This is a genomic window from Cryomorphaceae bacterium 1068, assembly GCA_027214385.1.
GTDB lineage: Bacteria > Bacteroidota > Bacteroidia > Flavobacteriales_D > Cryomorphaceae > JAKVAV01.
Genome location: JAPVXR010000002.1, coordinates 204,355 through 228,435, shown reverse-complemented (window position 1 = coordinate 228,435; position 24,081 = coordinate 204,355). Strand labels below are relative to the sequence as shown.

22 protein-coding genes are annotated in these 24,081 nt (G+C 42.8%); 15 read left to right on the top strand and 7 right to left on the bottom strand.

Translation table 11 applies throughout. The features are described from left to right. Positions 1 to 16 precede the first annotated feature (16 nt). A complete protein-coding gene (locus O3Q51_03805) occupies positions 17 to 1,180 on the bottom strand; it encodes a homogentisate 1,2-dioxygenase (GenBank protein ID MCZ4407917.1) in 1,164 nt (387 codons plus the stop codon). Positions 1,181 to 1,312: 132 nt separating this feature from the next. Between O3Q51_03805 and O3Q51_03800 the strand changes: the two genes are divergently transcribed. From O3Q51_03800 to O3Q51_03775, 6 genes are all read left to right on the top strand, one after another. Continuing rightward, positions 1,313 to 2,260, top strand: a complete 948-nt coding sequence (locus O3Q51_03800; protein MCZ4407916.1) for an NAD-dependent epimerase/dehydratase family protein — start codon at positions 1,313 to 1,315, stop codon at positions 2,258 to 2,260. Positions 2,261 to 2,314: 54 nt separating this feature from the next. Beyond that, positions 2,315 to 3,205, top strand: coding sequence for a toxin-antitoxin system YwqK family antitoxin (locus tag O3Q51_03795; GenBank protein MCZ4407915.1), 891 nt, complete (start codon positions 2,315 to 2,317; stop codon positions 3,203 to 3,205). A gap of 39 nt (positions 3,206 to 3,244) precedes the next feature. After that, entirely contained in the window at positions 3,245 to 4,717 is a 1,473-nt protein-coding gene (gene cysS / locus O3Q51_03790; GenBank protein ID MCZ4407914.1) for a cysteine--tRNA ligase, read from the top strand. A gap of 53 nt (positions 4,718 to 4,770) precedes the next feature. After that, positions 4,771 to 7,578 (top strand): DNA polymerase I, encoded by a 2,808-nt coding sequence (gene polA, locus O3Q51_03785; GenBank protein MCZ4407913.1) that lies wholly within the window; start codon positions 4,771 to 4,773, stop codon positions 7,576 to 7,578. Between the two features lie 129 nt (positions 7,579 to 7,707). Beyond that, positions 7,708 to 8,616, top strand: a complete 909-nt coding sequence (locus O3Q51_03780) for a hypothetical protein (GenBank protein MCZ4407912.1) — start codon at positions 7,708 to 7,710, stop codon at positions 8,614 to 8,616. 29 nt (positions 8,617 to 8,645) lie between these two features. Beyond that, entirely contained in the window at positions 8,646 to 9,074 is a 429-nt protein-coding gene (locus tag O3Q51_03775) for a hypothetical protein (GenBank protein ID MCZ4407911.1), read from the top strand. Between the two features lie 3 nt (positions 9,075 to 9,077). Here the strand turns inward: O3Q51_03775 and O3Q51_03770 are convergent, their stop codons facing one another. From O3Q51_03770 to O3Q51_03755, 4 genes are all read right to left on the bottom strand, one after another. Beyond that, entirely contained in the window at positions 9,078 to 11,177 is a 2,100-nt protein-coding gene (locus O3Q51_03770) for a M43 family zinc metalloprotease (protein ID MCZ4407910.1), read from the bottom strand. 34 nt (positions 11,178 to 11,211) lie between these two features. Then, complete coding sequence (locus tag O3Q51_03765) at positions 11,212 to 13,335, bottom strand: M43 family zinc metalloprotease (protein ID MCZ4407909.1); 2,124 nt, start codon at positions 13,333 to 13,335, stop codon at positions 11,212 to 11,214. 159 nt (positions 13,336 to 13,494) lie between these two features. Continuing rightward, positions 13,495 to 14,634 carry a cystathionine gamma-synthase gene (locus tag O3Q51_03760; GenBank protein MCZ4407908.1) on the bottom strand — a complete coding sequence of 380 codons (1,140 nt, stop codon included), beginning with the start codon at positions 14,632 to 14,634 and terminating at the stop codon, positions 13,495 to 13,497. 46 nt (positions 14,635 to 14,680) lie between these two features. Continuing rightward, the gene (locus O3Q51_03755) at positions 14,681 to 15,883 is read right to left on the bottom strand and encodes a lysylphosphatidylglycerol synthase transmembrane domain-containing protein (protein ID MCZ4407907.1); all 1,203 of its coding nucleotides are present in this window, start codon (positions 15,881 to 15,883) and stop codon (positions 14,681 to 14,683) included. Between the two features lie 107 nt (positions 15,884 to 15,990). On the opposite strand from O3Q51_03755, the gene O3Q51_03750 reads away from it, so the two are divergent. Genes O3Q51_03750 through O3Q51_03720 form a run of 7 tightly spaced genes read left to right on the top strand, consistent with a single transcriptional unit; the run spans position 15,991 to position 19,507 of the window. Next, positions 15,991 to 16,338, top strand: a complete 348-nt coding sequence (locus tag O3Q51_03750; GenBank protein ID MCZ4407906.1) for a hypothetical protein — start codon at positions 15,991 to 15,993, stop codon at positions 16,336 to 16,338. 36 nt (positions 16,339 to 16,374) lie between these two features. Next, positions 16,375 to 17,250 carry a YicC family protein gene (locus O3Q51_03745; protein MCZ4407905.1) on the top strand — a complete coding sequence of 292 codons (876 nt, stop codon included), beginning with the start codon at positions 16,375 to 16,377 and terminating at the stop codon, positions 17,248 to 17,250. Next, a complete protein-coding gene (gmk, locus tag O3Q51_03740) occupies positions 17,250 to 17,822 on the top strand; it encodes a guanylate kinase (GenBank protein ID MCZ4407904.1) in 573 nt (190 codons plus the stop codon). The genes O3Q51_03745 and gmk overlap by 1 nt, the downstream gene beginning before the upstream one ends. Continuing rightward, positions 17,819 to 18,427 carry a nicotinate (nicotinamide) nucleotide adenylyltransferase gene (gene nadD, locus O3Q51_03735; GenBank protein ID MCZ4407903.1) on the top strand — a complete coding sequence of 203 codons (609 nt, stop codon included), beginning with the start codon at positions 17,819 to 17,821 and terminating at the stop codon, positions 18,425 to 18,427. The genes gmk and nadD overlap by 4 nt, the downstream gene beginning before the upstream one ends. Before the next feature lie 54 nt (positions 18,428 to 18,481). Beyond that, positions 18,482 to 18,613, top strand: a complete 132-nt coding sequence (locus O3Q51_03730) for a hypothetical protein (GenBank protein MCZ4407902.1) — start codon at positions 18,482 to 18,484, stop codon at positions 18,611 to 18,613. Between the two features lie 28 nt (positions 18,614 to 18,641). After that, positions 18,642 to 19,013 (top strand): S4 domain-containing protein, encoded by a 372-nt coding sequence (locus O3Q51_03725; protein MCZ4407901.1) that lies wholly within the window; start codon positions 18,642 to 18,644, stop codon positions 19,011 to 19,013. Then, positions 19,007 to 19,507, top strand: coding sequence for a GNAT family N-acetyltransferase (locus tag O3Q51_03720; GenBank protein ID MCZ4407900.1), 501 nt, complete (start codon positions 19,007 to 19,009; stop codon positions 19,505 to 19,507). The genes O3Q51_03725 and O3Q51_03720 overlap by 7 nt, the downstream gene beginning before the upstream one ends. A 79-nt stretch (positions 19,508 to 19,586) precedes the next feature. Here the strand turns inward: O3Q51_03720 and gdhA are convergent, their stop codons facing one another. Together gdhA and dprA are read right to left on the bottom strand one after the other, a co-directional pair. Beyond that, on the bottom strand, positions 19,587 to 20,942 hold the full coding sequence (gene gdhA, locus O3Q51_03715) for an NADP-specific glutamate dehydrogenase (GenBank protein ID MCZ4407899.1): 1,356 nt from the start codon (positions 20,940 to 20,942) through the stop codon (positions 19,587 to 19,589). A gap of 147 nt (positions 20,943 to 21,089) precedes the next feature. Further along, positions 21,090 to 22,208 (bottom strand): DNA-processing protein DprA, encoded by a 1,119-nt coding sequence (gene dprA, locus O3Q51_03710; protein ID MCZ4407898.1) that lies wholly within the window; start codon positions 22,206 to 22,208, stop codon positions 21,090 to 21,092. 41 nt (positions 22,209 to 22,249) lie between these two features. On the opposite strand from dprA, the gene kdsB reads away from it, so the two are divergent. Together kdsB and O3Q51_03700 are read left to right on the top strand one after the other, a co-directional pair. Continuing rightward, positions 22,250 to 22,981, top strand: coding sequence for a 3-deoxy-manno-octulosonate cytidylyltransferase (gene kdsB / locus O3Q51_03705; protein ID MCZ4407897.1), 732 nt, complete (start codon positions 22,250 to 22,252; stop codon positions 22,979 to 22,981). A gap of 34 nt (positions 22,982 to 23,015) precedes the next feature. Next, a complete protein-coding gene (locus O3Q51_03700) occupies positions 23,016 to 24,080 on the top strand; it encodes an SPOR domain-containing protein (GenBank protein MCZ4407896.1) in 1,065 nt (354 codons plus the stop codon). The last annotated feature ends 1 nt before the right edge of the window (position 24,081 follow it).

The window sequence follows — 24,081 nt, the reverse complement described above, 5'->3', positions numbered from 1 at the left end:
GTAGGTAGTTAATGATTTAGTCGTGATCGAGCCAAGACTTCCAGTAAGTGTCATCAGCAATTTCGATCGCATGAGTCGTAAGCTTTAGTGGTCTGAAGGTATCGACCATCACGGCCAGTTCTTCAGTATCTTTTTTTCCAATGCTTCGCTCAGCAGCGCCAGGGTGTGGTCCATGAGGAATTCCCGCGGGGTGCAGGCTGATGTGTCCCGCATCAATGTCATTTCGACTCATAAAGTCGCCATCTACATAGTAGAGCACTTCGTCCGAATCGATATTGGAATGATTGTAAGGTGCGGGAATAGCTTCTGGATGATAATCGTATATCCTTGGGCAAAACGAGCAAATCACAAACGCGGAAGTTTCGAAAGTCTGATGCACGGGAGGTGGCTGATGAACCCTTCCCGTAATGGGCTCAAAATCGTGGATCGAAAAGGCGTAAGGATAATTATACCCATCCCAACCGACCACATCAAATGGATGTGTGGCATATGAAAAGTGGTAAAGCATATCTTCCTTCTTAATCTTCATCAAGAAGCTGCCTTTTTCGTCAATCGGATTTAAGTTTTCAGGCCTTCGAATGTCTCTTTCACAAAAAGGTGAATGCTCTAAAAGTTGACCAAAGTAATTGCGATAACGCTTTGGGGTATAAACAGGACTGAAAGACTGAACGATGAATAATTTATTGTCTTCTGTATCAAAGTGTATTTGATAAATCATTCCACGCGGAATAACCAAGTAATCGCCGTAAGAGAAGGTAAGGTCCCCCAAAAAGGTCTTGAGTGTTCCTTTTCCTCGATGAACGAAAATCACTTCATCGGCATCTGCATTTTTGTAGAAGTAATCCGTCATTGACTTTCTGGGGGAAGCCAATTCGATATAGCAATCGCTGTTCACCAAAACGGGTTTTCTACTTTCCAAAAAGTCATCCTCACTCGGAACTTGAAATCCTTTCAATCGATATGATTTGAGGTTCTTCTCAACGGCGATTTTTGGGGAGACATCCAATGTATTTCCCAGATCACTGACCTGAGTAGGGCGATGCAGATGATAGAGAAGTGAAGACATTCCGTCGAAACCTACGGTGCCAAAAAGCTGCTCGTAGTAGAGCTCTCCATCGGGCTTTTTAAATACCGTGTGACGTTTGTGTGGAATCTTTCCGAGTTGATGATAAAAAGGCATAGTGCTGTTTAGTAGTTGGTTCACAAATATACCAAATGAAAAGCGGAAGAGGCTAAGCCGGGGCCATAATGAATGACAATTTTGCAACCAACTATTATGTAAATTTGCAACGCTCAACCTAACAAGTTTTTAATGCCTTCAAACATCTTAGTGATCGGTGCTGCCGGTCAAATCGGTACCGAGCTGACGCTCAAATTGCGCGAGATCCACGGAACCGATAGAGTCATTGCAACGGATATTAAAGATTCGCCTCCGGAAGCTCTTTTGGCAGGGCCTTTCGAAACTTTGAATATTCTTGACAAAGAGCGACTTTTTGAAGTAGTCAGCAAAAACAATGTCGACGAGATTTACCTCCTTGCAGCTTTGCTATCGGCTACAGCCGAACAAAATCCTGCACTGGGTTGGGATTTGAACATGAACGGACTGAGCAATGTGCTGGATATCGCAAGAGACGGGCATATCAAGCGAATCTTTTGGCCGAGCTCGATCGCAGTTTTCGGACCGCATACACCAAAAGACCGAACCCCGCAGCGCACCATAATGGAACCAACTACGGTTTACGGCATCACTAAAGTCGCTGGTGAGAGTTGGTGCGAATATTACCACAAACGCTACGGGATTGATATCAGGAGTGTGCGTTTCCCTGGAATTGTCGGCTACAAAAGCGCACCCGGTGGAGGCACTACCGATTACGCCGTTCACATTTTTCACGAAGCCATCAAGAATGGGAACTACGAGTGTTTTCTCAGCGAAAATGCAGAGTTACCAATGATGTACATGCCCGACGCCATCAAGTCTATACTTGAAATCATGAATACTCCTGAAGAGAATATCTCGCTTCGCACATCGTATAATATCTCAGGTGTTTCTTTTACTCCCAAAACACTTAGCGAAGCCATTCAAAAACAAATGCCTGGTTTCAGTATTTCGTACCAGCCTGATTATAGAGACCTTATAGCTAAAAGTTGGCCTTCATCGCTTGACGACAGTCTAGCGCGAAAAGATTGGGGTTGGAAGCCTGATTTCGGCCTTGAAGATTTAGTGAGTGACATGCTGGTAAACCTTCGAGCGGTAGTCTAATAGCAGAAACATTTTTTCAAATTTAGCGTATGTGGGGGTACAAAAGGTCCCGCTATGCGCACCCTACAAAATTCATTCTTACGTGTTTTCAGCACCTTTATTGTGGTGTTTTGTCTCACCTCCATCTGTCGTGGAGGTGAGGAGATCAATGCTGTTGATGACAATGGAAACAGGCAAGGCTATTGGAAAATAACAGGTTCTATGACATTGGAGGATGGTTTTCGCGAGAATCAAATAGTTGAAGAAGGGAATTACGAAAACAACAAGAAAATCGGTGTTTGGAAAAAGTACTACCCTTCAGGGACATTGAGGAATGAAATTACATTTAAAAACAATCTCCCTCGAGGTCTGTACAAGGTTTACTATCCGAATGGAAAACTAGAGGAAGAGGGAAATTGGCAAGGGAACAAGAATGTGGGAGCATTTAAGCGCTACCACAAAAATGGATCGATCGCTCAAGAATTCAACTTTACATCAGCAGGAAAAAGAGATGGCGTGCAGAATTACTATTACGAAAATGGCAATCTTCAACTATCTGTAGAAGTAGCAGATGGTGTTGCGAACGGTCTGTACAAGACTTTCTACCCTGATGGAAATCCCAAGTTGACTCAAGTCATTGCTAATGGAATTTTAAACGAAAATTCGGTAAAAACATTTGAGCCGGCCAGGACTGAATACGCTAAAATTGAAATGCCTGAAGTCCCGGAAAACATTAAAGCGTCTGCTGGGAATGAAAAAACCCGCGTTCCGGAATTTGAACAGAGTGGGCAAAACGCGCTGTATAACCAGAGAAAGCAAGTAACGCAAATCGGTGAGTTTAAAAACGGAAGACTTTGGAATGGTAAATGGCATCGATATGATGCAAACGGTACACTCAAAAAAGTAGAGGTTTATCAAGAAGGAAAGTTTGTAGGATATGGCCTCCTTGAAGATGCCAACAATTAAGTATTTTTGGCCGCCAACGATTAACCTATTTATCCCCACATGGAATCCAAACTCAAAATCTTCAATACCCTAACTAGGGAAAAAGTAGAATTCGAGCCTCTCAATCCCCCACACGTAGGCCTTTATGTTTGTGGCCCCACTGTGTACAGCGATGTGCATTTAGGAAATGTTAGATCATTTCTCGCTTTCGACATTGTATTCAGGTATCTGAGCCATTTGGGATATAAAGTACGTTACGTCAGAAATATCACTGATGTCGGTCACCTTTCGGATGATGCCGACCAGGGTGAAGATAAGATTGCAAAGAAGGCACGTCTCGAGCAGATAGAGCCTATGGAAGTAGTACAGAAATACACTTATGGATTTCACGATGTCATGGGAATCTTCAATATTCTACCTCCTTCTATTGAGCCTACGGCTACAGGACATATCATTGAGCAAATCGAAATGATCAAACAGATCATCGATCGAGATTTTGGTTATGTGGTTGATGGATCAGTGTATTTCGATGTTCGGAAATTCAATAATGAATTCGGATATGGTAAGCTCTCGGGACGCAACATTGACGACCTGCAGAATAATACCCGAACCCTCGATGGACAGGAACAGAAAAGAGATCCGCTCGACTTTGCTATTTGGAAGAAAGCCGAGAAAGGACATATCATGTATTGGCCATCACCTTGGGGTCAAGGCTTTCCGGGCTGGCACCTCGAGTGCTCGGCCATGAGCCGAAAGTATCTGGGCGAAGAATTTGATATCCACGGAGGTGGAATGGATTTGAAATTCCCCCACCACGATTGTGAAATCGCTCAAAATATCGGAGCTACAGGAAAGGCCGGGCCACGCATCTGGATGCATGGAAACATGCTCACCGTTCAGGGAAGAAAAATGGCCAAGAGCGAAGGAAATGGATTTACTCCTGAGGAGTTGATCACGGGAAACCACAAGCTTTTGGAGCAAGGATATTCGCCCATGACCGTCCGCTTCTTTATGTTGCAGAGTCATTACTCAAGCACGCTCGACTTTTCTAATGATGCCCTTAGAGGAGCCGAGAAAGGATTTAAGCGTCTCATGGATAGCCATAATCGCCTTCAAGAATTGACTACCTCTGACACCTCTTCTGTGCAAATAGACGACTTGGTAGTAAAGTGTAAAGCTGCAATGAACGACGATTTCAATACGCCCATTCTACTGTCGCACTTATTCGAAGGAGTGAAAATGATCAACCTGATCGATAGCGGAAAAGAAAAGATCTCTGAAGAGGATTTGAACAAGTTGAAAACGCTCTTTGACGAGTATATTTTCGACATACTTGGTTTCCGAAACGAATCGGATGAAGCTGCTTCAGGAGGCGAAGTCACGGATGGTTTGATGGATTTGGTCATAAAGCTGCGACAATCAGCCAAGTTAAACAAGGACTTCACCACTGCTGATCAGATCAGGAATGAGCTTACCAAACTTGGTGTTGTTCTAAAAGATTCGCCGGAAGGAACCACTTACGAGATCGGATAATTCATGGGTTAGGCTGTGGCTTTGATTATATTCGAAGTCTGCAAATTTTTCTTATGAGCCAAAAAAGACCCACCCTATACCTTCTTGATGCTTATGCTCTGATATACAGAGCCTATTACGCATTCATTCGCAATCCGCGTGTAAATTCCAAAGGAATGAACACCTCAGCAATGTTTGGTTTTACCAATACCTTGAATGACCTCATCAAGAATTATGGAGCAACTCATATTGCCGTGGCATTTGATGTTCCGGGCGATGTATTCAGGAATGAAACTTTCCCCGAATACAAAGCCAATCGAGAAGAAACTCCCGACGATATCAAAATGTCGATCCCGTATATCCGAAAGATCATCGAAGGATTTCGGATTCCTATTATAGAAATGGCAGGTTTTGAGGCAGATGACGTGGTAGGAACTATCGCAAGACAAGCCGAAAAAGAAGGTTTTGATGTATTTATGGTAACGCCCGATAAAGACTACGGTCAACTGGTAACGGAGCATTCAAAAATGCTAAAGCCAGGCCGACAGGGCAATGCGAGTGAAGTCTGGGGAATAAAAGAGATTTGTGAGAAATTTGGAATTGAGCGAACAGAGCAGGTCATTGATATACTAGGCTTACAGGGTGATGCCGTAGACAATATACCCGGTGTGCCCGGAGTTGGGCCAAAAACGGCCATGAAACTCATTGCCGATTACGGAACTGTAGAAGGAGTCCTGGAGCATTCTGACGAATTAAAAGGAAAACTGAAAGAACGGATTCAAGAAAATAAAGAGCAAGCCCTTCTTTCGAAAGAATTGGCTACGATCAATTGCGAAGTGCCCGTCAAATTCGTCGCGGAGGAGGTTATTTTGGAGGAACCCGATCGAGAAGCGCTCAGAGAGATTTTTGCTGATCTCGAGTTCAGAACTATGTCGGAGAGAATTCTCGGCGAAAAAATGGCTTCTTCAGGTGAACAAGTCGTTTCATCGGGAGCACAGATGGATCTCTTCAGCGGCGGAGGAGATACAGTTCATGATGCCGAGGAGGAGATTGTAACCACCATGGAAGTTTTCGACCCCGAAAAAGTTAGCTATAGCCTTATTGAAACTAAGGACAAGCGAACGACTTTCCTCACTAATTTGATGAGGCAAAGGGTGGTTTGTTTTGACACGGAAACCACCTCAGTAGATGCCAATAACTGCGAATTGGTCGGGATGTCTTTTTCATGGAAAGAAGGTGAGGCTTATTATATCCCAATTCCTGAAAATCAAGCGGGAGCTAAGTTTATTTTGAAGGAATTCAAACCTTTCTTTGGTAATAAAGACATCTTAAAGATCGGGCACAATCTGAAATATGACATTACTGTTTTGAAATGGTACGACATGGAAGTGTCAGGACCCATCTTCGATACCATGATTGCCCACTACCTCATTAACCCTGACATGAAACACAATATGGATGAGTTGTCTGAGACCTACTTAGGCTATAGACCAATTTCCATTGAAACGCTAATTGGAAAAAAGGGGAAAAACCAAAAGAGCATGCGCGATATTCCCGTTGAGGAAGTTGCACCTTATGCAAATGAAGATGCGGATATCACATACCGCCTTTACACAATTTTCAAAAAGAAAGTGGAAGAGTCAGACGAATTGAAGAATCTGCTCTATGATGTCGAAATGCCATTGGTGGCGGTTTTGGCAAAAATGGAATTTGCAGGAGTCAAAATTGACAAAGAAGGGCTGTTTGCCTTCTCGAAAGAGTTGGAACAAATCATCGTAGACTTAGAAAAAGAAATCTACAAGTTAGCCGGCAAAGAATTCAACATTGGCAGCCCAAAACAGCTTGGCGTTATTCTATTTGATGAACTTGAGATTGATTCTAAGCCAAAAAAAACCAAATCAGGACAATACAGCACCAACGAAGAAACGCTGTTAAAATACGAGCACGATCAACCAATCGTTAGCAAGCTTTTGGAGTATCGACAAGTGGTGAAACTGAAAAGCACTTATGTTGATTCCCTTCCTGAATTAATTAACCCAAAGGATCAACGAATCCACACCACTTATATGCAGGCCGTTGCAGCTACGGGCCGCTTGAGTTCCCAAAATCCAAACCTCCAGAACATTCCTATCAGAACTGAGCTGGGCAGAAGAACCCGCGAAGCTTTTATTCCCACAGATGAAAATCACATCATTTTCGCAGCCGACTATTCTCAAATAGAATTGAGACTGATCGCTCACTTGAGCGGCGATGAAGCCATGGTCAAAGCGTTTAATGATGGAGAAGATATCCACGCAGCTACTGCTGCAAAAGTTTTTGATGTTGACATTGAAGAAGTCACACGTGAAATGAGAAGCCAAGCCAAGATGGTAAACTTCGGAATCATTTATGGCATTTCAGCCTTTGGATTGTCTCAGCGTTTGCACGTAAGTCGAACTGAAGCTTCTGACCTGATTAAAAATTATTTCGCGAAGTATCCGGGTATAAAGATATACATGGATGAAAGCATCACTTTTGCTCGAGAACATGGCTACGTCGAAACCATCTTGAAACGTCGTCGTTATTTGAAAGACATTAACGGAAAAAACCCAACAGTAAGAGGCTTCGCAGAGCGTAATGCCATCAATGCACCAATTCAAGGATCAGCTGCAGACATGATAAAAGTGGCCATGGTCAGATTAAATGAGGTCTTTGAAAAAGAAGGTTTTAAGTCTAAAATGATTCTTCAGGTTCACGATGAATTGGTCTTTGATGCGCAAAAGGACGAGCTTGACAAAATCGGACCAATCGTAGAAAAAGAAATGATGAATGCATTCACTGGTCTAAGCGTGCCTATGAAGGTCGATATGGACACAGGAGAAAATTGGCTGGAAGCGCACTAAGAATTGAAACCTTTCGGGCATTAAATCGGTACACTCGCTCAACATTGTTTTGTTAATCGTTCATAGGTTTAGGAAACCACGGTGGACTGTTGTAAGCCTAAATTTGTTTACACCCCTTATTTTAAACTGATGAAAATTAGAACTTTTCCTATCGTTATTGCCCTGTTCTCATTGTCTCTCACGTCATGTGATGACGGTGCTGTAACTGATGAAAGCATTACCAATGCCGAAATCTCTACTGAAGAAGCTGAAGAACCTTCTGAAGAGAGCGTCACAAAGGTGAAAGAAATCCTTCACTCAGTGCCGTCGCCACTTGATATGGCCGCAATCTTGAAAAAGTCAGGAGCGAGGTATGACGCTGAATTTCTGAACAAGGTGAGAAATGTAAATGAATACTCTTCTGCTCGTCAACAAGCATTGAATTTGGGTATTTATGGTGCTGATCTTAGTTATGCCAGTATATTCAATCAAAATCAGGAATCTATTCTATACCTGAGTTGCACAAAGAAACTAGCCGATAAACTAGGTCTCAGCAAAGCTTTTAATGACGAGGTCATAGAAAGAATGGAGATGAACGTAGACAACCGCGATTCGCTTCTAACTATCATCTCCGATACGTATTACAATCTCGATTCTTACTTAAAGGAAAATGATCGCGATCATATCTCAGCTATGATTATTGCTGCAGGCTGGATTGAAGGACTTTACTTGGGAACTCAAATCGCCAACTCAAGCGAAACTCCTTCTCCAAAATTGATGGAGCGCATTGCAGAACAAAAAATATCACTGAATAATCTGGTTGCCTTGGTTGTTAGCTACAACGAGTCAGGAAGTTTGGACTTCATCCTTGACGACCTTAAAAAGATTGAAGATGGATATGGATCTGTTTCGATTAGCGAGTCAAAAAATACCATAACCGAAGGTGAAGATGGTGTAACGCAAATCGGTGGTAGAACAGAAATTCTAATCTCCGATGAGGACCTTAACAACCTTACCAAAATCGTTTCAGAAATCCGACAAGGATACGTACAAGTCTAACAAAGGAATTCATTCTATTCTCCCCGAAGATGAAAAAGCTACTTATAATATTATTTGCAGCAGTGCAAACGTCTCTAGCAATGGGACAGTGTCGATCATTTGTGAAAAACAACTGTGGCGATGCCATGGAAGGTTTTATCCCCGGCGAAAGCTTCAATGCGGTTAAACTCTTTCCAGGCGATGCAGCCGAAGTTGAAATGACCTTTTATAGCGATGTAGATTACAGACTATTGGTCTGCAGTCACGAAGTATTGAGTGATGTCCATTTTCAACTTGTGGATAAAGATGGTGAAGTTGTATACGACAATGCTGATCGAGAATACAGCGAGTTTTTTGATTTTCGCTTAGAAGGTACAAGGACCTTCGGTCTCAAAATCAAGGTTCCCGATCAGGAAGACAGCGCTATCAAAGCTCAAGGCTGTGTAGCAATCCTACTCGGTAGAAAACTTAAAGAATAGACTTTAGTCTATCACCAACTTCTTTGCTGAGGATCCATTTATCCCTCGTACTTCCACTAAGTATATTCCTGAGGAAAGATCGTTGAGGTTCATTCTATGTTCTCTCAAAGTCGATTTTGAAATCACTTCTTGATAAACTATGCGTCCCGAAAGGTCGCGAATAAGAATTGCCTCAACATTCGAAACGTCATCAGGAAATTTCAGTGTGACCGTTGTAGTTGCCGGATTTGGAAACAAGGCAAATCGAGCTTCGGGAGATGATTGAAACGCTGTATTCAAGGTCGTTCCGTCGATTAAGTTGATGTCATCGATGTAAATGGTTCCTCCATCAGTCCCTCTATACTCAAATCGAAATCTAAACTCCTCATTCTGGAATACAGGAACAATATTATCTATTTGAATTGTGAGCCAATCCTCTTCTGCAGGAATGTATACTCCGGGAAATAATTCATCCGTTGTATAAGCATCCCCATCATCATAAACTTTTCGAGGACTCCATAGTTCGCCGCAATTTTTGGATATAAAAACCCACAGCTCACCCTCACTAGACGCAGAACTTCTAGCTCCTGCCCGTTTGAAAGAAAGTATCGGTAAATCGCCCACATCACTCATTTGAAAGGTCTTAGAAACAAAAGCAGACCTAGGTATTGTTGAGTTTTGAGCTTCACTCGCTCTAAACACAGCCGAATGATTATCATCGAAGCCAGCCTCTGTGCTGATTTCCCAATAATCATTATCATAAAGATTTTCTGTGTAAAGTGATTCGTCCTCCAAATCTGAGAATTCTTCAATCCCCTCGAAACTCTGCGTGTAAGGAAGACTCAAAGCAGCTGTGTCTAATACTTCGATAAAGGCTTCCTTAACTTCGGTGAGTTCATTTCCAAAACTATCTACAACGGCCAAACTAACGGTATAAATCCCGGGAGTGGAATAAACCACATTGGGATTAGCAGATGCTGTTGTGGCAGGAGATCCTCCTTCAAAAATCCAAAGTCTTTCCGCAACACCGGAATGGGACTGATCTTGATAACTGATGGTCTCTCCTACACATACTGAAAAATTGTCGGAAGTGAAATCGGCATCGCAAAGCTGAGGCTCAAGCAAGACACCGGTTTGCTCAAGATTTTCCTCTGTCCATAAGCTATTTCTTTCTGCAATAGGAGCTGTCAACGAAGCTAACATTCTCATTTTCTGGCCCTCGGTGAACATCTTACCACAATAAGAATATTCCATGAAATTCTCCACATTGTCTAAACTTCCGCAGGATTCACCCGCCAAATTACATGAAGTCCATCCAATTGTATTTGGCGTATCGTCCACCCCATCATCAGTATCACAGTTTGACCCAACATCAGGATCGTTAGTACTTCCCCATAGGTGAGGCAAATCTATCCAATGGCCAACTTCGTGCGTCAAAACATGAGATCGACCAATACTGCTTTCACCAATACTTCCTACGTAATCGTATCTAACTACTATTCCATCGTTGGTTTCTCCAAAATCTCCCGCAAGAGAACTCGGGTAGTAAGTATATCCAGCCGCGCCGCTGGCTATATTCTTACATACCCAAATATTCATGTATTTCGATCTATCCCAAATGGGGCTAACGGTCTTGAGGTTTTCCCCCCCCGAAGTGGTCAGATTACTCAATGTTCTAACCACTCCGTTGGTGCAGTTCCCTTCAGGGTCAATTTTAGCCAAGCGAAACTCAATTCCGACGTCTCCAATAATTTCCGTAAATGCGTCCTGGACACTTTCAATTCCACTACTATTGGCATTGAAATCATCGGTCATCACTCGAATGGCATCCTCGATCTGAGCGTACGAAATGTTTTCTGCACCATACTCGTGTATGATGTGAAATACAACAGGTATAATGAATGGATCACCATCCTTTTGAAATCCCGTTCTCTCGAGCTCTTTGGCTCGTTTGAGAATTTGAGCACTGAGAATTTCAGCAGATTCTTTAACTGCAGGATCGCTTTCATACAGCTCATTCTGCATTTCATAGGTGTGGCACTTTACCAGATTTTCTCCTGTGTTTTGAGCAATTAACACAATAGTGGTAAGCATGGCCAAACCAGCTAGGTAAATTTTCTTCATTAGGCTTTACTTTGAGCAGAAAGGGGTAGTAAGCTTATTTGACAATAAGCTTCCTCACTGCGATTCCTTCTTCACCAGTCAATCTAACAAAATACATCCCTGGAGTCAAAGATGAATCAAGTTGAATCTGGATACTTTGCGTTCCCGAGGTCATTGTACCTGTATACGGAGACTGCACAACCCGTCCCGATGCATCAACAACATCTATTCTGATGTTTTGGTTTTCAGAAAGGTCTAGCCGAAGTCTGACGTTGTCGGTAGCAGGGTTTGGAAAAAGAGTTATTTCCTTAACAACCTCATTATTATCAACGCTCAAGGTGTTAGGGTCGTAAATATTGATATCATCGATGAATATGTTGTTTCCACCAACACTTGTGAACTCAAATCTTATTCTGAATTCATCGGTTAAGAAAATTGAACTTATGTTATCAATTATTACTTCTTCCCAGTCTCCATCAGAGTCAGGGAAAAATTGTCCACTTACATTTCCACTAACGGTAGGCAGTTCGTCAATATCCCTTGTTTCTCGAAGATTCCAGTTTTCTCCGCAGTTCCTGGAAATTCTAACTTGAAAGAAATCATCCGAATTGGAATTTCTTCTTGCATGCGCATACTTGAAAGAAAGCACCGCATTATCCTCTAAACCAGATAGATCAAAAGTCGGGCTTTCAAGTGTTTCTGTTTGGAAATCGTCATTGGTTCTTCCTCGCACATAAACTGATTGATCGCCGGTGAGCGAAGCCTGATCAGTCAGTGTCCAACGGATTCCTGACTCATCAGGATTTACAACAACCCATTCATTGTTTTCTTCTATGTCTGACATATCTTCAAAACCCTCCTGAAAGGGAAGAGCGTACTGCGCTTCACCGAGAACGTTTATCAAGTCTTCTTTTACAACCGTTTCTTCGCCTTGGGCATTGCTGACGGATAGAGTAACCGAATAAGTTCCCGGAGTATCATAGACGACCACCGGATTATTCTCACTACTAGTTGAAGGGGTTCCACCTTCAAAGGTCCAAGTTCTATTTTCTACGCCGTTGTAAGAAATGTCGTCAAACCCAATTTCTTGACCCGCACAAATATTTGGATCTCTATCAGTTACAAATTCTGCAAAGCAAATTTCGGCAGGATCAAGAACGCCTGTTTCAGCCAAATTTAAATCAGTCCATAGTTGGTTTCTTTGAGCAGTGCTGCTGTTCATGGCTGCTGTCATTCGGTTTCCCTGACCTTCAGTAAACATCTTATAACAGTAGGAATAGTCCATAAAATTCTCGACGTTATCAAGAGACCCACATGTCGCACCATCTAGATCACAAGACGTCCACCCGATTGTATTGGGAGTATCCGAAACAAAATCACTGCTTCCACTACCACTGCAACTTGATGGATCTGCAGGGTTGTTATCTGTTCCCCAAGTGTGCTCTAGGTTGGCCCAATGCCCTACCTCGTGGGAAAGTGCATGACTTCTGGTCGAGTTAGAAGTCCCAATTCGGCCCACGTAATCGTGCAAAAGAACTATTCCATCATATAATTGGCCGAACCCACCTGATACAGTACTTGGAATAAAGGTATACCCTGCAGTACCTTCTCCGATTTGTCGGCAAGTCCAAATATTGAGATAGCTGCTCCTGTCCCAAATCCCTGTCTCATCCTTCATATCAAAAAACCCTTCGTCAGTAAGTTCGGTCAAATGACGTGTAATTCCGTTTGTGCAGTTTCCATCGGGATCAATTTTTGCCAGTCTGAACTCGAAGCCAACATCTCCTACAATATCCGCGAATTCATCCACAACTTGATCTATATCGCTATTGGCAGCATTAAAGTCTTCATTGAGCACATCTATCGCGCTTTGAATTTGTTCATCAGAGATGTTCTCATCGCCACCTGCATGAACAACATGAAAGACTACCGGAATAATAATAACGTCATCTTCGTTACCTTTTGAATTAGAGAAGGCCTCTGTTTCGGCCTGAAGCTTTTTTCTGGCTTGTTCGGCTATCGCCCTTTGCTCAGGATACTTTTGAAATAATGCTTCGGTTGCATCATTCTTGGCACAGGTTAAATGACCAGGGTCTACAAAGTCTTGCTCTTGGGCTAAAATTGTAGTTGAAATGAGCATTGTGGCAACTACTAACAGTAGTGATTGAAATCTTCTCATGGTGGTTTTTTACAGTAAATTTTTCGGCTTTGCGAAGATACGAATAAGTAAAGTCCAATGCATCGGCAACCCGACATCTAGGTTGGACAGTTAAAGTACAAGCGCAACCGATTTTACCCTAATAATCTGATCAATCCGGGGCAAAATACTCTTGGAAGGCTAAGCTAATGCTTGTTCCAAATCAGCTCTAAGATCTTCAATGTCTTCGACTCCTACGCTCAATCGAATCAAAGAATCTACAACTCCAGACTCTTTCCTAAGGTCCTCGGGAATGGAAGCGTGAGTCATTGTAGCAGGGTGTCCTATCAAACTTTCAACCCCACCGAGCGATTCTGCTAGAGTAAAAATCTTACATCGGGCTACCATGTCGTGAGCAGCTTTCACCGTGTCTGTTTTTAGCGTAAATGATACCATTCCGCTAAAACCTCGCATTTGCTTTTTGGCAATTTCATGGCCAGGGTGAGACGCTAGTCCAGGGTAGTATAGCTTTTCTATTGCAGGATGATTGCTCAAATAGTTCGCCACCGCCATTGCATTCTCACAATGGCGCTGCATGCGAAGGTGCAAAGTCTTAACACCTCGCAAAACCAAAAAGCAATCCTGGGGACCTGAAATTGCTCCGGAAGAATTTTGAATGCGGTATATTTCTGATGCAATAGCTTCGTCATTTGTAACCAAAGCTCCCATGACTACATCACTATGACCACCCAAATACTTGGTCACAGAATGCATGACTACATCAGCGCCTAAATCGAGAGGAGTCTGGAGATAGGGTGTTGAAAAAGTATTGTCAACCACGACCATAGCATCGGAGCCATTTACCGCATTCACTATCGCTCTTATGTCTATAATATTGAGCATTGGATTCGTCGGAGTTTCAATCCAAACCATCTTTGTATTGGCACCAATGGCCTCTGCCACCTTTGTCGGATCGTCCATGGCAACGTAAAGAAATTTGATCCCGTACTTTGCAAAAATGGTATTGAACAATCGATAAGTTCCACCATAAAGATCGTTGGTACTTATTACCTCATCACCCGGGCTTAGTGTTTTAAGAAGGCAATCAATTGCAGCCAATCCACTGCCAAAACAAGCCCCGTAATTGGCATTTTCCAAAGCCGCTAAACTACTTTCCAAGGCAGCACGTGTGGGGTTCTGTGTTCTTGAGTACGCGTAGCCCTTGTTGACCCCAACCGCTTCTTGAACGTAAGTAGACGTTTGGAAAATCGGAGTCATAATGGCTCCCGTTGATGGATCCGGCTCTACACCGGCATGAATGGCTTTCGTTCCGAATTTCATAATTGCTTTCCCAATTTATATGAATGCTCAATGCGAAACCAACACCCTAATTTTCGGTCTTTTCTCTCTTCTGTTTCAGAGATGTGGCTCGCAACCATCTAGGTAGAATTATGGCTCCAATGAACAAGTACGGGTAATAAGAGATCAATCTCCAAAGAAGCGCCAATGCTCCCACCAGACCCAAGGGAATAAACTCTTTTAAGAAGCCTGAGAAAGCAAATTCAGCAACTCCCGAGCTGCCGGGCGTTGGGCTAATGAGCATAATAACCCACATAACCAGCTGTCGAGCATAGATGAGAATCTGATCTAAAAATCCATTGAGTAACGAGCTATCAGCTGAGGCAAAAGCAAGTATTAGAAAATTTACCACAATGTACCGCGCAGTCCAGGACACGTAAGTTGCACCAAAAGCCTTGAGCCAGTAATTAATTGGCTTTCCTTTTAGTTCTTCACTCGTTGTGATGATGTCGTCGCCCACGTTGATCACGCCATACCTCCATCTTCTGAGAATAGGCAGTCTGAATATTTGCAGCAGCAAATATTTAAATGCGCGCGGCAAAGTGAACACAGCAATGAGAATCGAAGTCGTTAGTATGACAATGAAGCCATAACCTATCCAAAAAATTCCCTGAGTGCCGAAAGTGGTCCCGAAGAGGGTTTTTTGCATACTTACCGGAAAGAGATCATCAGATCCTATTGCGACTAAAACCACCACTACTGTCAAAATGTAAAAAAGCTCATCGAGCAACGCCGAGACCAGTACAATAGCTGTACTTTTCCCAAGCTTGATCCCTTCCCTATGGACAATAAACATGGCTATACCGCTTCCTCCGACGATACTCGGAGTAAGAGCTGAGGCAAACTCCCAGAGCATAATCACTCTGAAGCTTTGCAACCAACTGAGGAGATTATCGGTAAGCACCCTTATTCGATACATATAGGCCAGATCTCGCATGGCCATTGCCAACAATGCCATAAAAATCCAAAAGGTGCTCGCCCATGTCCACTGGATATCCCTCAGTGTATCTCTGTACGTGCGCAAAGTATATTGACCTGCACAATCCCCAACGAATTCAAACTCTTCTTCGCTGCTGTAATCGGGAATTCCATTTCCGTTGGCATCCACCCAGGCATAGTCACCGCAAGTGCCATCGATGACTTCTTCAAAACGGGTATCCGTGAGGTTGAAATAAAGCAGAAGAACAGCCACGCTCAAACCCAAAAAAACAGGAAGAATAATCTTCCTCACACTCAATTTATCTACTATGTCGTTTTCTTTTGGGAGCAAGTATCTTTGTGGCTTTTCGCTTTAAATATTCGTGAATTACAAAATTAACTTAAACAAGTCCGTAAACAATGAAGAAGTTCTTTTATCTCGAAACCTGTAATACCTGCCAGCGAATTATGAAAGAACTGGCTTTAAGTGATGAAGTTGAATTGAGAGAAATCAAGTCTCGACCTATAAACGAGGAGGAAGTGGATCGTTTGGCACAAAAAGCAGGCTCTTACGAAGCCATTTTCAGCAAGCGAGCTCGAAAATACCGCGAACTTGGATTAAACGAAAAAGTATTGAACGAGAGAGAGTATAGAAAGTATTTATTGTTGGATTATACATTTTTGAAAAGACCTGTCCTCGAAACCTCAGCAGAAGCAATTGCAGGTAATGCAAAGAAACAGGTAGAGGCAATGAAGGTATTGGCCTGATTGGAATTGGTTACATTTGGCGCTCTAAGTAGAAATATGCTTCAATCAATGACGGGCTTTGGCAAAGCCTCTGCCCAATTTGCCGACAAAAAAATTACCGTAGAGATCAAATCGCTTAACAGCAAACAGTTTGATCTTTCGATGAAAATGCCTTCTCTCTACCGCGAGAAAGAGTTAATCATCAGATCGATGATGTCAAAGGTTCTCGGCAGGGGAAAAGTGGACTTGTCCATCTACACAGAGTCTCCCGAGGGAGATCGAAACGTGACCATCAATCACAAATTGGCTCAACTCTATCTCGACCAAATCAGAGATCTTAGTGGAAAAACAGGTTTGAAGGAACCTGACGGACTCCTTACTTCGCTTCTTGGATTTCCCGAAGTTTTAAAAACGGAAAGGCCTGAACTAAGTGATGAAGAATGGACTGTCGTCAAAGAAGCGGTCGAGAAGGCTGCAGAGGCTTTGAATGAATTTCGACTGAGTGAGGGAAAAAGATTGGAAACAGACATTGTTCAGCGCGTCAGGAATATCGAAACCTTGACGACAGATCTCGAACCGCACCTTGACGAACGAATTAAAGAGGTACGACAACGCATCCAAAATAATATCGCTGAGCTGATCCAAAAAGAGCAAGCCGATCAGAACAGACTCGAGCAAGAAATCGTTTATTACCTAGAAAAGCTAGATATCACCGAAGAAGAAATTCGATTAAAAAGTCATTGCAAGTATTTCTTGGATACGCTCAATGAGTCTTCGGAAGCTGGAAAAAAACTCGGTTTCATTTCTCAAGAAATGGGAAGAGAAATTAATACAATGGGCTCGAAAGCCAATTATGTGCCTATCCAACAATTGGTGGTACAAATGAAAGACGAGTTAGAGAAAATTAAGGAGCAGCTGCTCAATATCAAGTAATGGCCCAGAGTGGAAAAAGCATAATCGTTTGCGCACCATCCGGCGCTGGAAAAACCACGATTGTTCGGCATTTGCTAAAGACTTTTGACAATCTTGCGTTCTCGGTATCTGCGACTTCACGCGAACCCAGAAAGGGTGAAACACCTGGCATACACTACCACTTCATTTCAGCAGATGATTTCAAAAAGAAAATTGCCACATCTGAATTTTTGGAATGGGAAGAAGTATACACAGATCAGTTTTATGGCACTCTGAAATCGGAGATCAATCGACTTTGGAGCGAAGGAAAGCATGTCATCTTTGATGTAGATGTGGAGGGTGGAGCCAACTTGAAAGAGACTTTTGGAGATCGGGCTCTTGCCATATTTGTGCGCCCCCCAAGTATAGATGTTCTTGAAGAACGACTCAGATCGCGCGGAACGGAAACAGAGGAAAGTCTGCAGAAACGACTTTCCAAAGCCGAAAGAGAACTGGCCTACGAATCGAAATTTGATACCACAATTATCAACGATATACTTGAAGTAGCGTGCAAAGAAGCCCAGGAGAAAGTGAAAATGTTTTTGGCAGAATGAAAAAAGTCGGACTCTACTTCGGCACCTTCAACCCCGTACATGTGGGCCATCTGATCATTGCCAACCACATGGCTGATCACACCGATCTGGATGAGGTTTGGCTAGTGGTCACACCTCAAAACCCCTTAAAGCAGAAAAACACACTTTTGGCCGATTACCATCGACTGGCCCTGACTCGAATAGCTGTGGAAGATAATCCCAAGCTACGTGTGAGCGATGTGGAGTTCAATCTTTCTAAACCATCATTCACTGCAGCCACACTGGCTTATCTGACTGATGAACACCGCGAAACGGAATTTGCGTTAATCATGGGAGAAGACAATCTTCGGACTTTTCACAAGTGGAAAAACCACGAAGTAATTCTCCAAAATCATCACATCTTCGTCTACCCGCGAGTCTTGACTATACAAGAGAAGGCCGATTTAAAACCCCATCGGACCATGTCAAAAATCGGAGATCATCCAAATATTCATCAAGTTGATGCTCCGGTCATGAAATTGTCTGCCAGTTTTGTCCGTGATGCCATAAAAAGAGGTCACGATGTCAAATACCTATTGACCGAGCCCGTCTATAACTACTTGAAGGAGATGCACTTCTATGAGTAGACATTCGTTTGGCACAGGTTTTGGTTTCCGAAAGGAAATCAAAAACAAACGAACATGTCACAAGAAACATCTTACAAGAAAATCGTAGCTCAAGCGAAAGCCCTCATGGCAAAAGGTAATGTAACTGCTTATATCCGAGAATTGGTGAAAGCCGAACAAGTCAGAAGTATCCAAGGAGCTATATGATTATATCAAATCGTATTACCTTCGGATAATGGAAGATTTGAGAATCGATAAATTTATCTGGGCTGTTCGGCTTTTTAAAACCCGCTCGATAAGCGCTTCTGAAATCAAGGCAGGCAATGTTTTGATCAATGAAGAAGGGATTAAAGCTTCTCAGTCCGTTAAAGTTGGCGACGTCATTAAAGTCAAACGCAATCCTATATGGCGGAGCTATAAAGTGAAGGAACTCTTGAAAAGAAGAGTCGGTGCCAAACTAGTAGATCAATTCATTAAAGAGGTCACCCCGGCGGAGGAGATCGAGAAGTTGGAGATGATGAAAATGATGCCGGGCTTCGACCGTCGCAAAGGAGAAGGGAGGCCGACCAAACGCGAGCGCCGGGACATAGATAAATACAAGTGGTAGACCTCAAATTCCAAAGAGCTACCGTGCAAGATTTACCTCTCCTTTATCAGTTGGCAGAGGAAATCTGGCTTCCCGCCTTTGCACCACTTTTCGATGAGGCCCAATTGCGAGCATTGTTCTCGGGAATGTACAACGATGAACTTCTAACAGCTTGGCTTTCCCGAGAAGGAAACGAGCTCTACTTCATCTACGATGGCGACAAGGCCGTTGGGTATACAGCCGTAGAAAAGCATTCCGGTTTTCTTAAACTTGACAAGATTTACATTCACCCATCCATACAAGGAAAGGGATATGGCGCAGAAGTAATGAAGAAAATCGAAGAAATCGCGTTTGATGCCGATCTTAATCATATTGAACTTCGCGTCAATCGCGAAAATGATTCGGCCATTTCATTCTATCAAAACCGGGATTTCAACATCACCGAATCAATTGACTTTCCGGGGCCTGAAGGTTTTCTCTACGAAGATTTCCTAATGAAAAAAATCATCCGATAGCTGGATGAGTTCAAAATGAAAAAAGCCAATGACGAAATAAATCGCCACTGGCTTTTGCTTTTCAATAGGTGGTGGTCTATTAAACGACGCCTTGATCCATCATGGCGTCAGCTACTTTTACGAATCCGGCAAGATTAGCGCCTTTTACGTAATCTATTTTACCATTCAAACGGCCATATTTTACGCAGGCTGCGTGAATGTCTATCATAATACTGCGAAGACGTTCGTCTACTTTCTCAGCAGGCCAAGACATACGAATGGAGTTTTGGCTCATTTCAAGTCCTGAAGTGGCCACACCTCCCGCGTTACTTGCCTTTCCAGGAGCAAAGGCTACATTTTTCTCATGAAAAACTTCAATCGCTTCAGGGGTAGTAGGCATATTGGCGCCTTCTGCCACCAAGAAAACTCCTTTTTCAATGAGTTTTTCAGCATCCTCTTTTGTCAACTCGTTTTGCGTAGCACATGGCAAAGCAATGTCAACGTTGTAAGGAACATTCCAGGCACGCTCACCTTCAACATACTCAACACCTTCGATTTCTTCTGCCAATTCGCTAATTCGACCACGGCGCTCGTTCTTAATCTCCTGAAGTTTCGCAAAAGCATCGCTGTGTAAGCCATTTTCGCAATGAACGTATCCTCCAGAATCGCTCACAGTCACTACTTTTCCTCCTAGTTGGATGACCTTTTGGAAAGCATACTGAGCAACATTACCTGAACCGCTGATCGCTACGACCTTTCCTTCCAAAGAATCATTCTTCAGCTTGAGCATCTCCTGTGCAAAATATACGCAACCGTATCCTGTTGCTTCAGGGCGAATTCGAGATCCTCCCCAGTTAAATCCTTTCCCCGTAAGTACTCCGGTAAATTCATTTCGGATGCGTTTGTACTGACCGAACATGTAACCGATTTCGCGTCCACCAACTCCAATATCTCCCGCAGGTACATCAGTATCAGGGCCAATGTGGCGAGAAAGTTCCGTCATAAAGCTCTGGCAAAAACGCATTACCTCATTGTCGGATTTTCCTTTTGGATCGAAGTCAGACCCCCCTTTACCACCGCCCATAGGTAAAGTGGTTAAGCTGTTTTTGAAAACCTGCTCGAAGCCAAGAAATTTCAAAATACTCAAGTTCACTGATGGGTGAAATCGCAAACCACCTTTATAAGGTCCGATTGCTGAGTTAAACTCAACACGGTATCCGCGATTTACTTGAACATTTCCTTCATCATCTAGCCATGGCACCCTGAACATGATTGTTCTTTCTGGCTCTACCATTCGCTCTAGAATTTTGGCTTTTTTATACTTGGGGTTTTCTTCCAAGTAAGGAATGATCACTTCCGCTACCTCCTCTACGGCCTGAAGAAACTCAGCCTCGTGTGGATTTTTGGCGCGTACTTGATCCATAAATGAATCGATAAGCGATTGATGCGCTTTCATAGGTTCTATCATTAAAATAACGGGGCAAATGTAGGGTTTTTTCAAGTCCTGTAACCTGTATTAAAAAGCTCCCTAGAAGTAACTTTTTGATTTGATTTTTAGATAGTTACACCAATAAACCAAAGTGTTTAAATTACACTTTGAGCTTCAACAGGCTTCGTAAAACTTTCCGGGTAAACTCCTCACCAATCCATTGAGCTCTAAATTGAGCAAGTGAACCATGGCCATACTAACGGGTGATTTAAGAGATAGACTCAATTCATCTATCTGAGTTCTTCCCTTATCTCTCAATAGATTTAATACCGCTTCTTCATCAGGACTTAAATCGACGAAAATCTTCTTCTGCACAGGCTTTGCCTTTTCAGGTAAACTCCAACCCATGACGTACTCCAAGTCTTTGACTGATTCAAAAAGGGCCGCTCTATGACCTTTAATCAGTTTGTTGCATCCTTCAGACCTAGGATCACCTACCCTTCCGGGAATAGCGAAAACATCGCGATGATAATCATTGGCCAATTCAGCAGTGATAATAGATCCCCCTTTGGCAGCCGATTCTATGACCAAAGTGGCATCACACATTCCCGCTACAATTCTATTTCGCTGCGGAAAATTCTCACGATCAGGTTTGGATTCAATAGAGAATTCAGAAATTAAAGCTCCTCCTTTTTCAACCATTTCATTGGCCAATCGAGTATGTGCCGAAGGGTAAATTTTATTCAACCCATGCCCAAGAACAGCAATGGTCGTTACACCAAAATCCACGCAGGCTTTGTGCGCTTCACCATCCACCCCATAAGCCAAACCACTCACTACCGTAATACCATAAGGCACCAGGCTTTCCACCAGTCTGCGCGTCATAGACTTTCCATACTCGGTAAGTTTGCGCGTACCTACAATGCTCAACATTCTACTCGCAGAAAGATTCGCATCACCTTTTACAAAGATCACGAGTGGCCCATCTTCACAGTGCTTCAGTCTGTTGGGGTATTGATCGTCAGTGTATGAAATGACCTTGATTCCATTCGACTCGGCATAATCAAACTCTCTCTCTACCTTAGCCCAATTTGAAAAACCCGCAATGGAAATAGCTCTGTGTTGAGCCATTCCTTGAACCTGCATGAGTTCTCTGCCACTAAGCCGAAAAATCTCTTGGGCCGAACCAAAATGGCCAATGAGTTTCTTTGCGGTTTTTATCCCTACATTTTCAACTTCACTCAATGCGAGTCGGTAAAAAATCTCATCTTTATTTACAGGTATCTTTGTCATCACTTTTGGTTAACCGAAGTCGAAAAATAAAAAAATAAAAGATGAATACAGTCGGCATTATTCCAGCACGATATGGTTCAACCCGATTTCCGGGAAAGCCTTTGGCTCTCATCAGCGGTAAGCCAATGATTCAAAGGGTTTACGAACAATGCCTCAAGTCAGACTTAAACTTTGTAGTGGTAGCAACCGATAACGATGAGATTTTCGATGCGGTCAATTCCTTCGGAGGAAATGCCGTGATGACATCTTCGGAACATCCCAGCGGCACGGATCGCTGCCGAGAAGCCTTAAAAAGTCTTGAGCAGTCTTTTGATTTGGCCATAAATATTCAAGGAGATGAGCCTTTCATTAATCCCGAACAAATCAATCAAGTCATTTCTATTCTTGAAAATACCGATGCAGAAATTGCCACTTTGGTGAGTCCGGCATTGAATTTTGAAGAAATTGAAAACTCCAATCGAGTGAAGGCTGTAACCGCCGGAGACGGCAAAGCGCTGTACTTTTCAAGACACGGTATTCCTTTTCCAAGGAATAAAAAAGACCTAAAACCCGAAGACTACTTAATTCATTTAGGCATTTATGGATTCACGGTAAGTGCTTTAGAAAAAACCGAACGTTTCAAAATGAGCCCTCTCGAAAAAATCGAGGGGCTTGAACAATTGCGATGGTTGCAAAACGGAGTGTCCATTTATACCGCCATAACCAATGAAAGAGCAGATTCGGTAGATACTCGTGAAGATCTTCGAGCGATAGAAAAGAAGTATTTACTTTGACCGTGGTATCGGAAAATGTAATTTCGAACTGTCAATGAACACCGAACTGGACAAATACATTTCTGAGTTGCTCTTCGATTACGATTGTGTGATCGTTCCACAGCTTGGAGGCTTTGTAACCAACTACAAGCCTGCGTACTTCGATAAAGGTATTGCTCATCCTCCTTCGAAAGAATTGAGGTTCAATAAGAATCTTACAAAAAACGACGGTCTTTTGAGTCAGTCAATTTCAAATTCAGAAGGAATTTCTATTCAAGATGCGGATGCCATACTACATGAAACGGTAGAAAAATACCTGAGCACTTTAAAAGAAAGTGGGCGGATTGAATTGAATAAAGTGGGCATTCTATTTATTGATGAAAATAAACAGCTCAGGTTCAAACCGGATACTACTATAAACTATTTGCGTCAATCTTTTGGATTCGAGTCATTCGCAATGCCGGCTGAGGTTGTTGCTCAAATTCCTGTAGTAGAAGAAAAAGAAGTCGAGAAAGAAATTGAAACCCCTGTCATTCCAATTGCCGAGCCATCTTCTTACAACAGAGGGATCTATTGGGTCGCAGCAGCTACTTTACTTCCTTTTATAGGATTGAGCATTTATTTGGGAATGACCACAGATTTTAAAAGTCCAACCCTAATTACCCCCGCCGAACTCATCCCTTTGAGTAATTCGGCAAGCCCCAAATACGCAGCTCGCGAAATCACAATGAGCAAAGAGGAGCCGGCGGATGAAACAAATTACCCTGAAAACACCTTGGTTTTCCCATTCGACTTTGAGTCAAATAAAGTAGACTCCTTAGGCGTTTGGATTAATATGAGCGATATTGCTGAGGATACTGTTCTTGAGAAACCCTTCACAACCGAAGGTCTTTATCACATCATTGGCGGTTGTTTCGGGGAAAAGCAAAACGCAGATAAATTTGTGGGTAGACTTCAAGCACGCGGATACAATGCAAACATTTTGGATCTACACCAAGGGCTTTATAGAGTTAAGATAGAAAGCTTCAGCGATTACGATCAAGCTTTGACTGAACTCAAATCCACTCGTGATAATGGGACCTTTCCCAATGCGTGGCTATTAAAGAAAAAAACATCTTAAA

Coding starts and splice junctions, on each gene's coding strand:
- nadD (MCZ4407903.1), top strand. CDS start 17,819: ATGAAAAAAGTCGGACTCTACTTCGGCACCTTCAACCCCGTACATGTG.
- O3Q51_03700 (MCZ4407896.1), top strand. CDS start 23,016: ATGAACACCGAACTGGACAAATACATTTCTGAGTTGCTCTTCGATTAC.
- O3Q51_03775 (MCZ4407911.1), top strand. CDS start 8,646: ATGAAAAAGCTACTTATAATATTATTTGCAGCAGTGCAAACGTCTCTA.
- cysS (MCZ4407914.1), top strand. CDS start 3,245: ATGGAATCCAAACTCAAAATCTTCAATACCCTAACTAGGGAAAAAGTA.
- O3Q51_03725 (MCZ4407901.1), top strand. CDS start 18,642: ATGGAAGATTTGAGAATCGATAAATTTATCTGGGCTGTTCGGCTTTTT.
- O3Q51_03770 (MCZ4407910.1), bottom strand. CDS start 11,177: ATGAAGAAAATTTACCTAGCTGGTTTGGCCATGCTTACCACTATTGTG.
- O3Q51_03730 (MCZ4407902.1), top strand. CDS start 18,482: ATGTCACAAGAAACATCTTACAAGAAAATCGTAGCTCAAGCGAAAGCC.
- O3Q51_03750 (MCZ4407906.1), top strand. CDS start 15,991: ATGAAGAAGTTCTTTTATCTCGAAACCTGTAATACCTGCCAGCGAATT.
- polA (MCZ4407913.1), top strand. CDS start 4,771: ATGAGCCAAAAAAGACCCACCCTATACCTTCTTGATGCTTATGCTCTG.
- gmk (MCZ4407904.1), top strand. CDS start 17,250: ATGGCCCAGAGTGGAAAAAGCATAATCGTTTGCGCACCATCCGGCGCT.
- O3Q51_03780 (MCZ4407912.1), top strand. CDS start 7,708: ATGAAAATTAGAACTTTTCCTATCGTTATTGCCCTGTTCTCATTGTCT.
- dprA (MCZ4407898.1), bottom strand. CDS start 22,208: ATGACAAAGATACCTGTAAATAAAGATGAGATTTTTTACCGACTCGCA.
- O3Q51_03760 (MCZ4407908.1), bottom strand. CDS start 14,634: ATGAAATTCGGAACGAAAGCCATTCATGCCGGTGTAGAGCCGGATCCA.
- O3Q51_03745 (MCZ4407905.1), top strand. CDS start 16,375: ATGCTTCAATCAATGACGGGCTTTGGCAAAGCCTCTGCCCAATTTGCC.
- O3Q51_03795 (MCZ4407915.1), top strand. CDS start 2,315: ATGCGCACCCTACAAAATTCATTCTTACGTGTTTTCAGCACCTTTATT.
- O3Q51_03800 (MCZ4407916.1), top strand. CDS start 1,313: ATGCCTTCAAACATCTTAGTGATCGGTGCTGCCGGTCAAATCGGTACC.
- O3Q51_03765 (MCZ4407909.1), bottom strand. CDS start 13,335: ATGAGAAGATTTCAATCACTACTGTTAGTAGTTGCCACAATGCTCATT.
- O3Q51_03805 (MCZ4407917.1), bottom strand. CDS start 1,180: ATGCCTTTTTATCATCAACTCGGAAAGATTCCACACAAACGTCACACG.
- kdsB (MCZ4407897.1), top strand. CDS start 22,250: ATGAATACAGTCGGCATTATTCCAGCACGATATGGTTCAACCCGATTT.
- gdhA (MCZ4407899.1), bottom strand. CDS start 20,942: ATGAAAGCGCATCAATCGCTTATCGATTCATTTATGGATCAAGTACGC.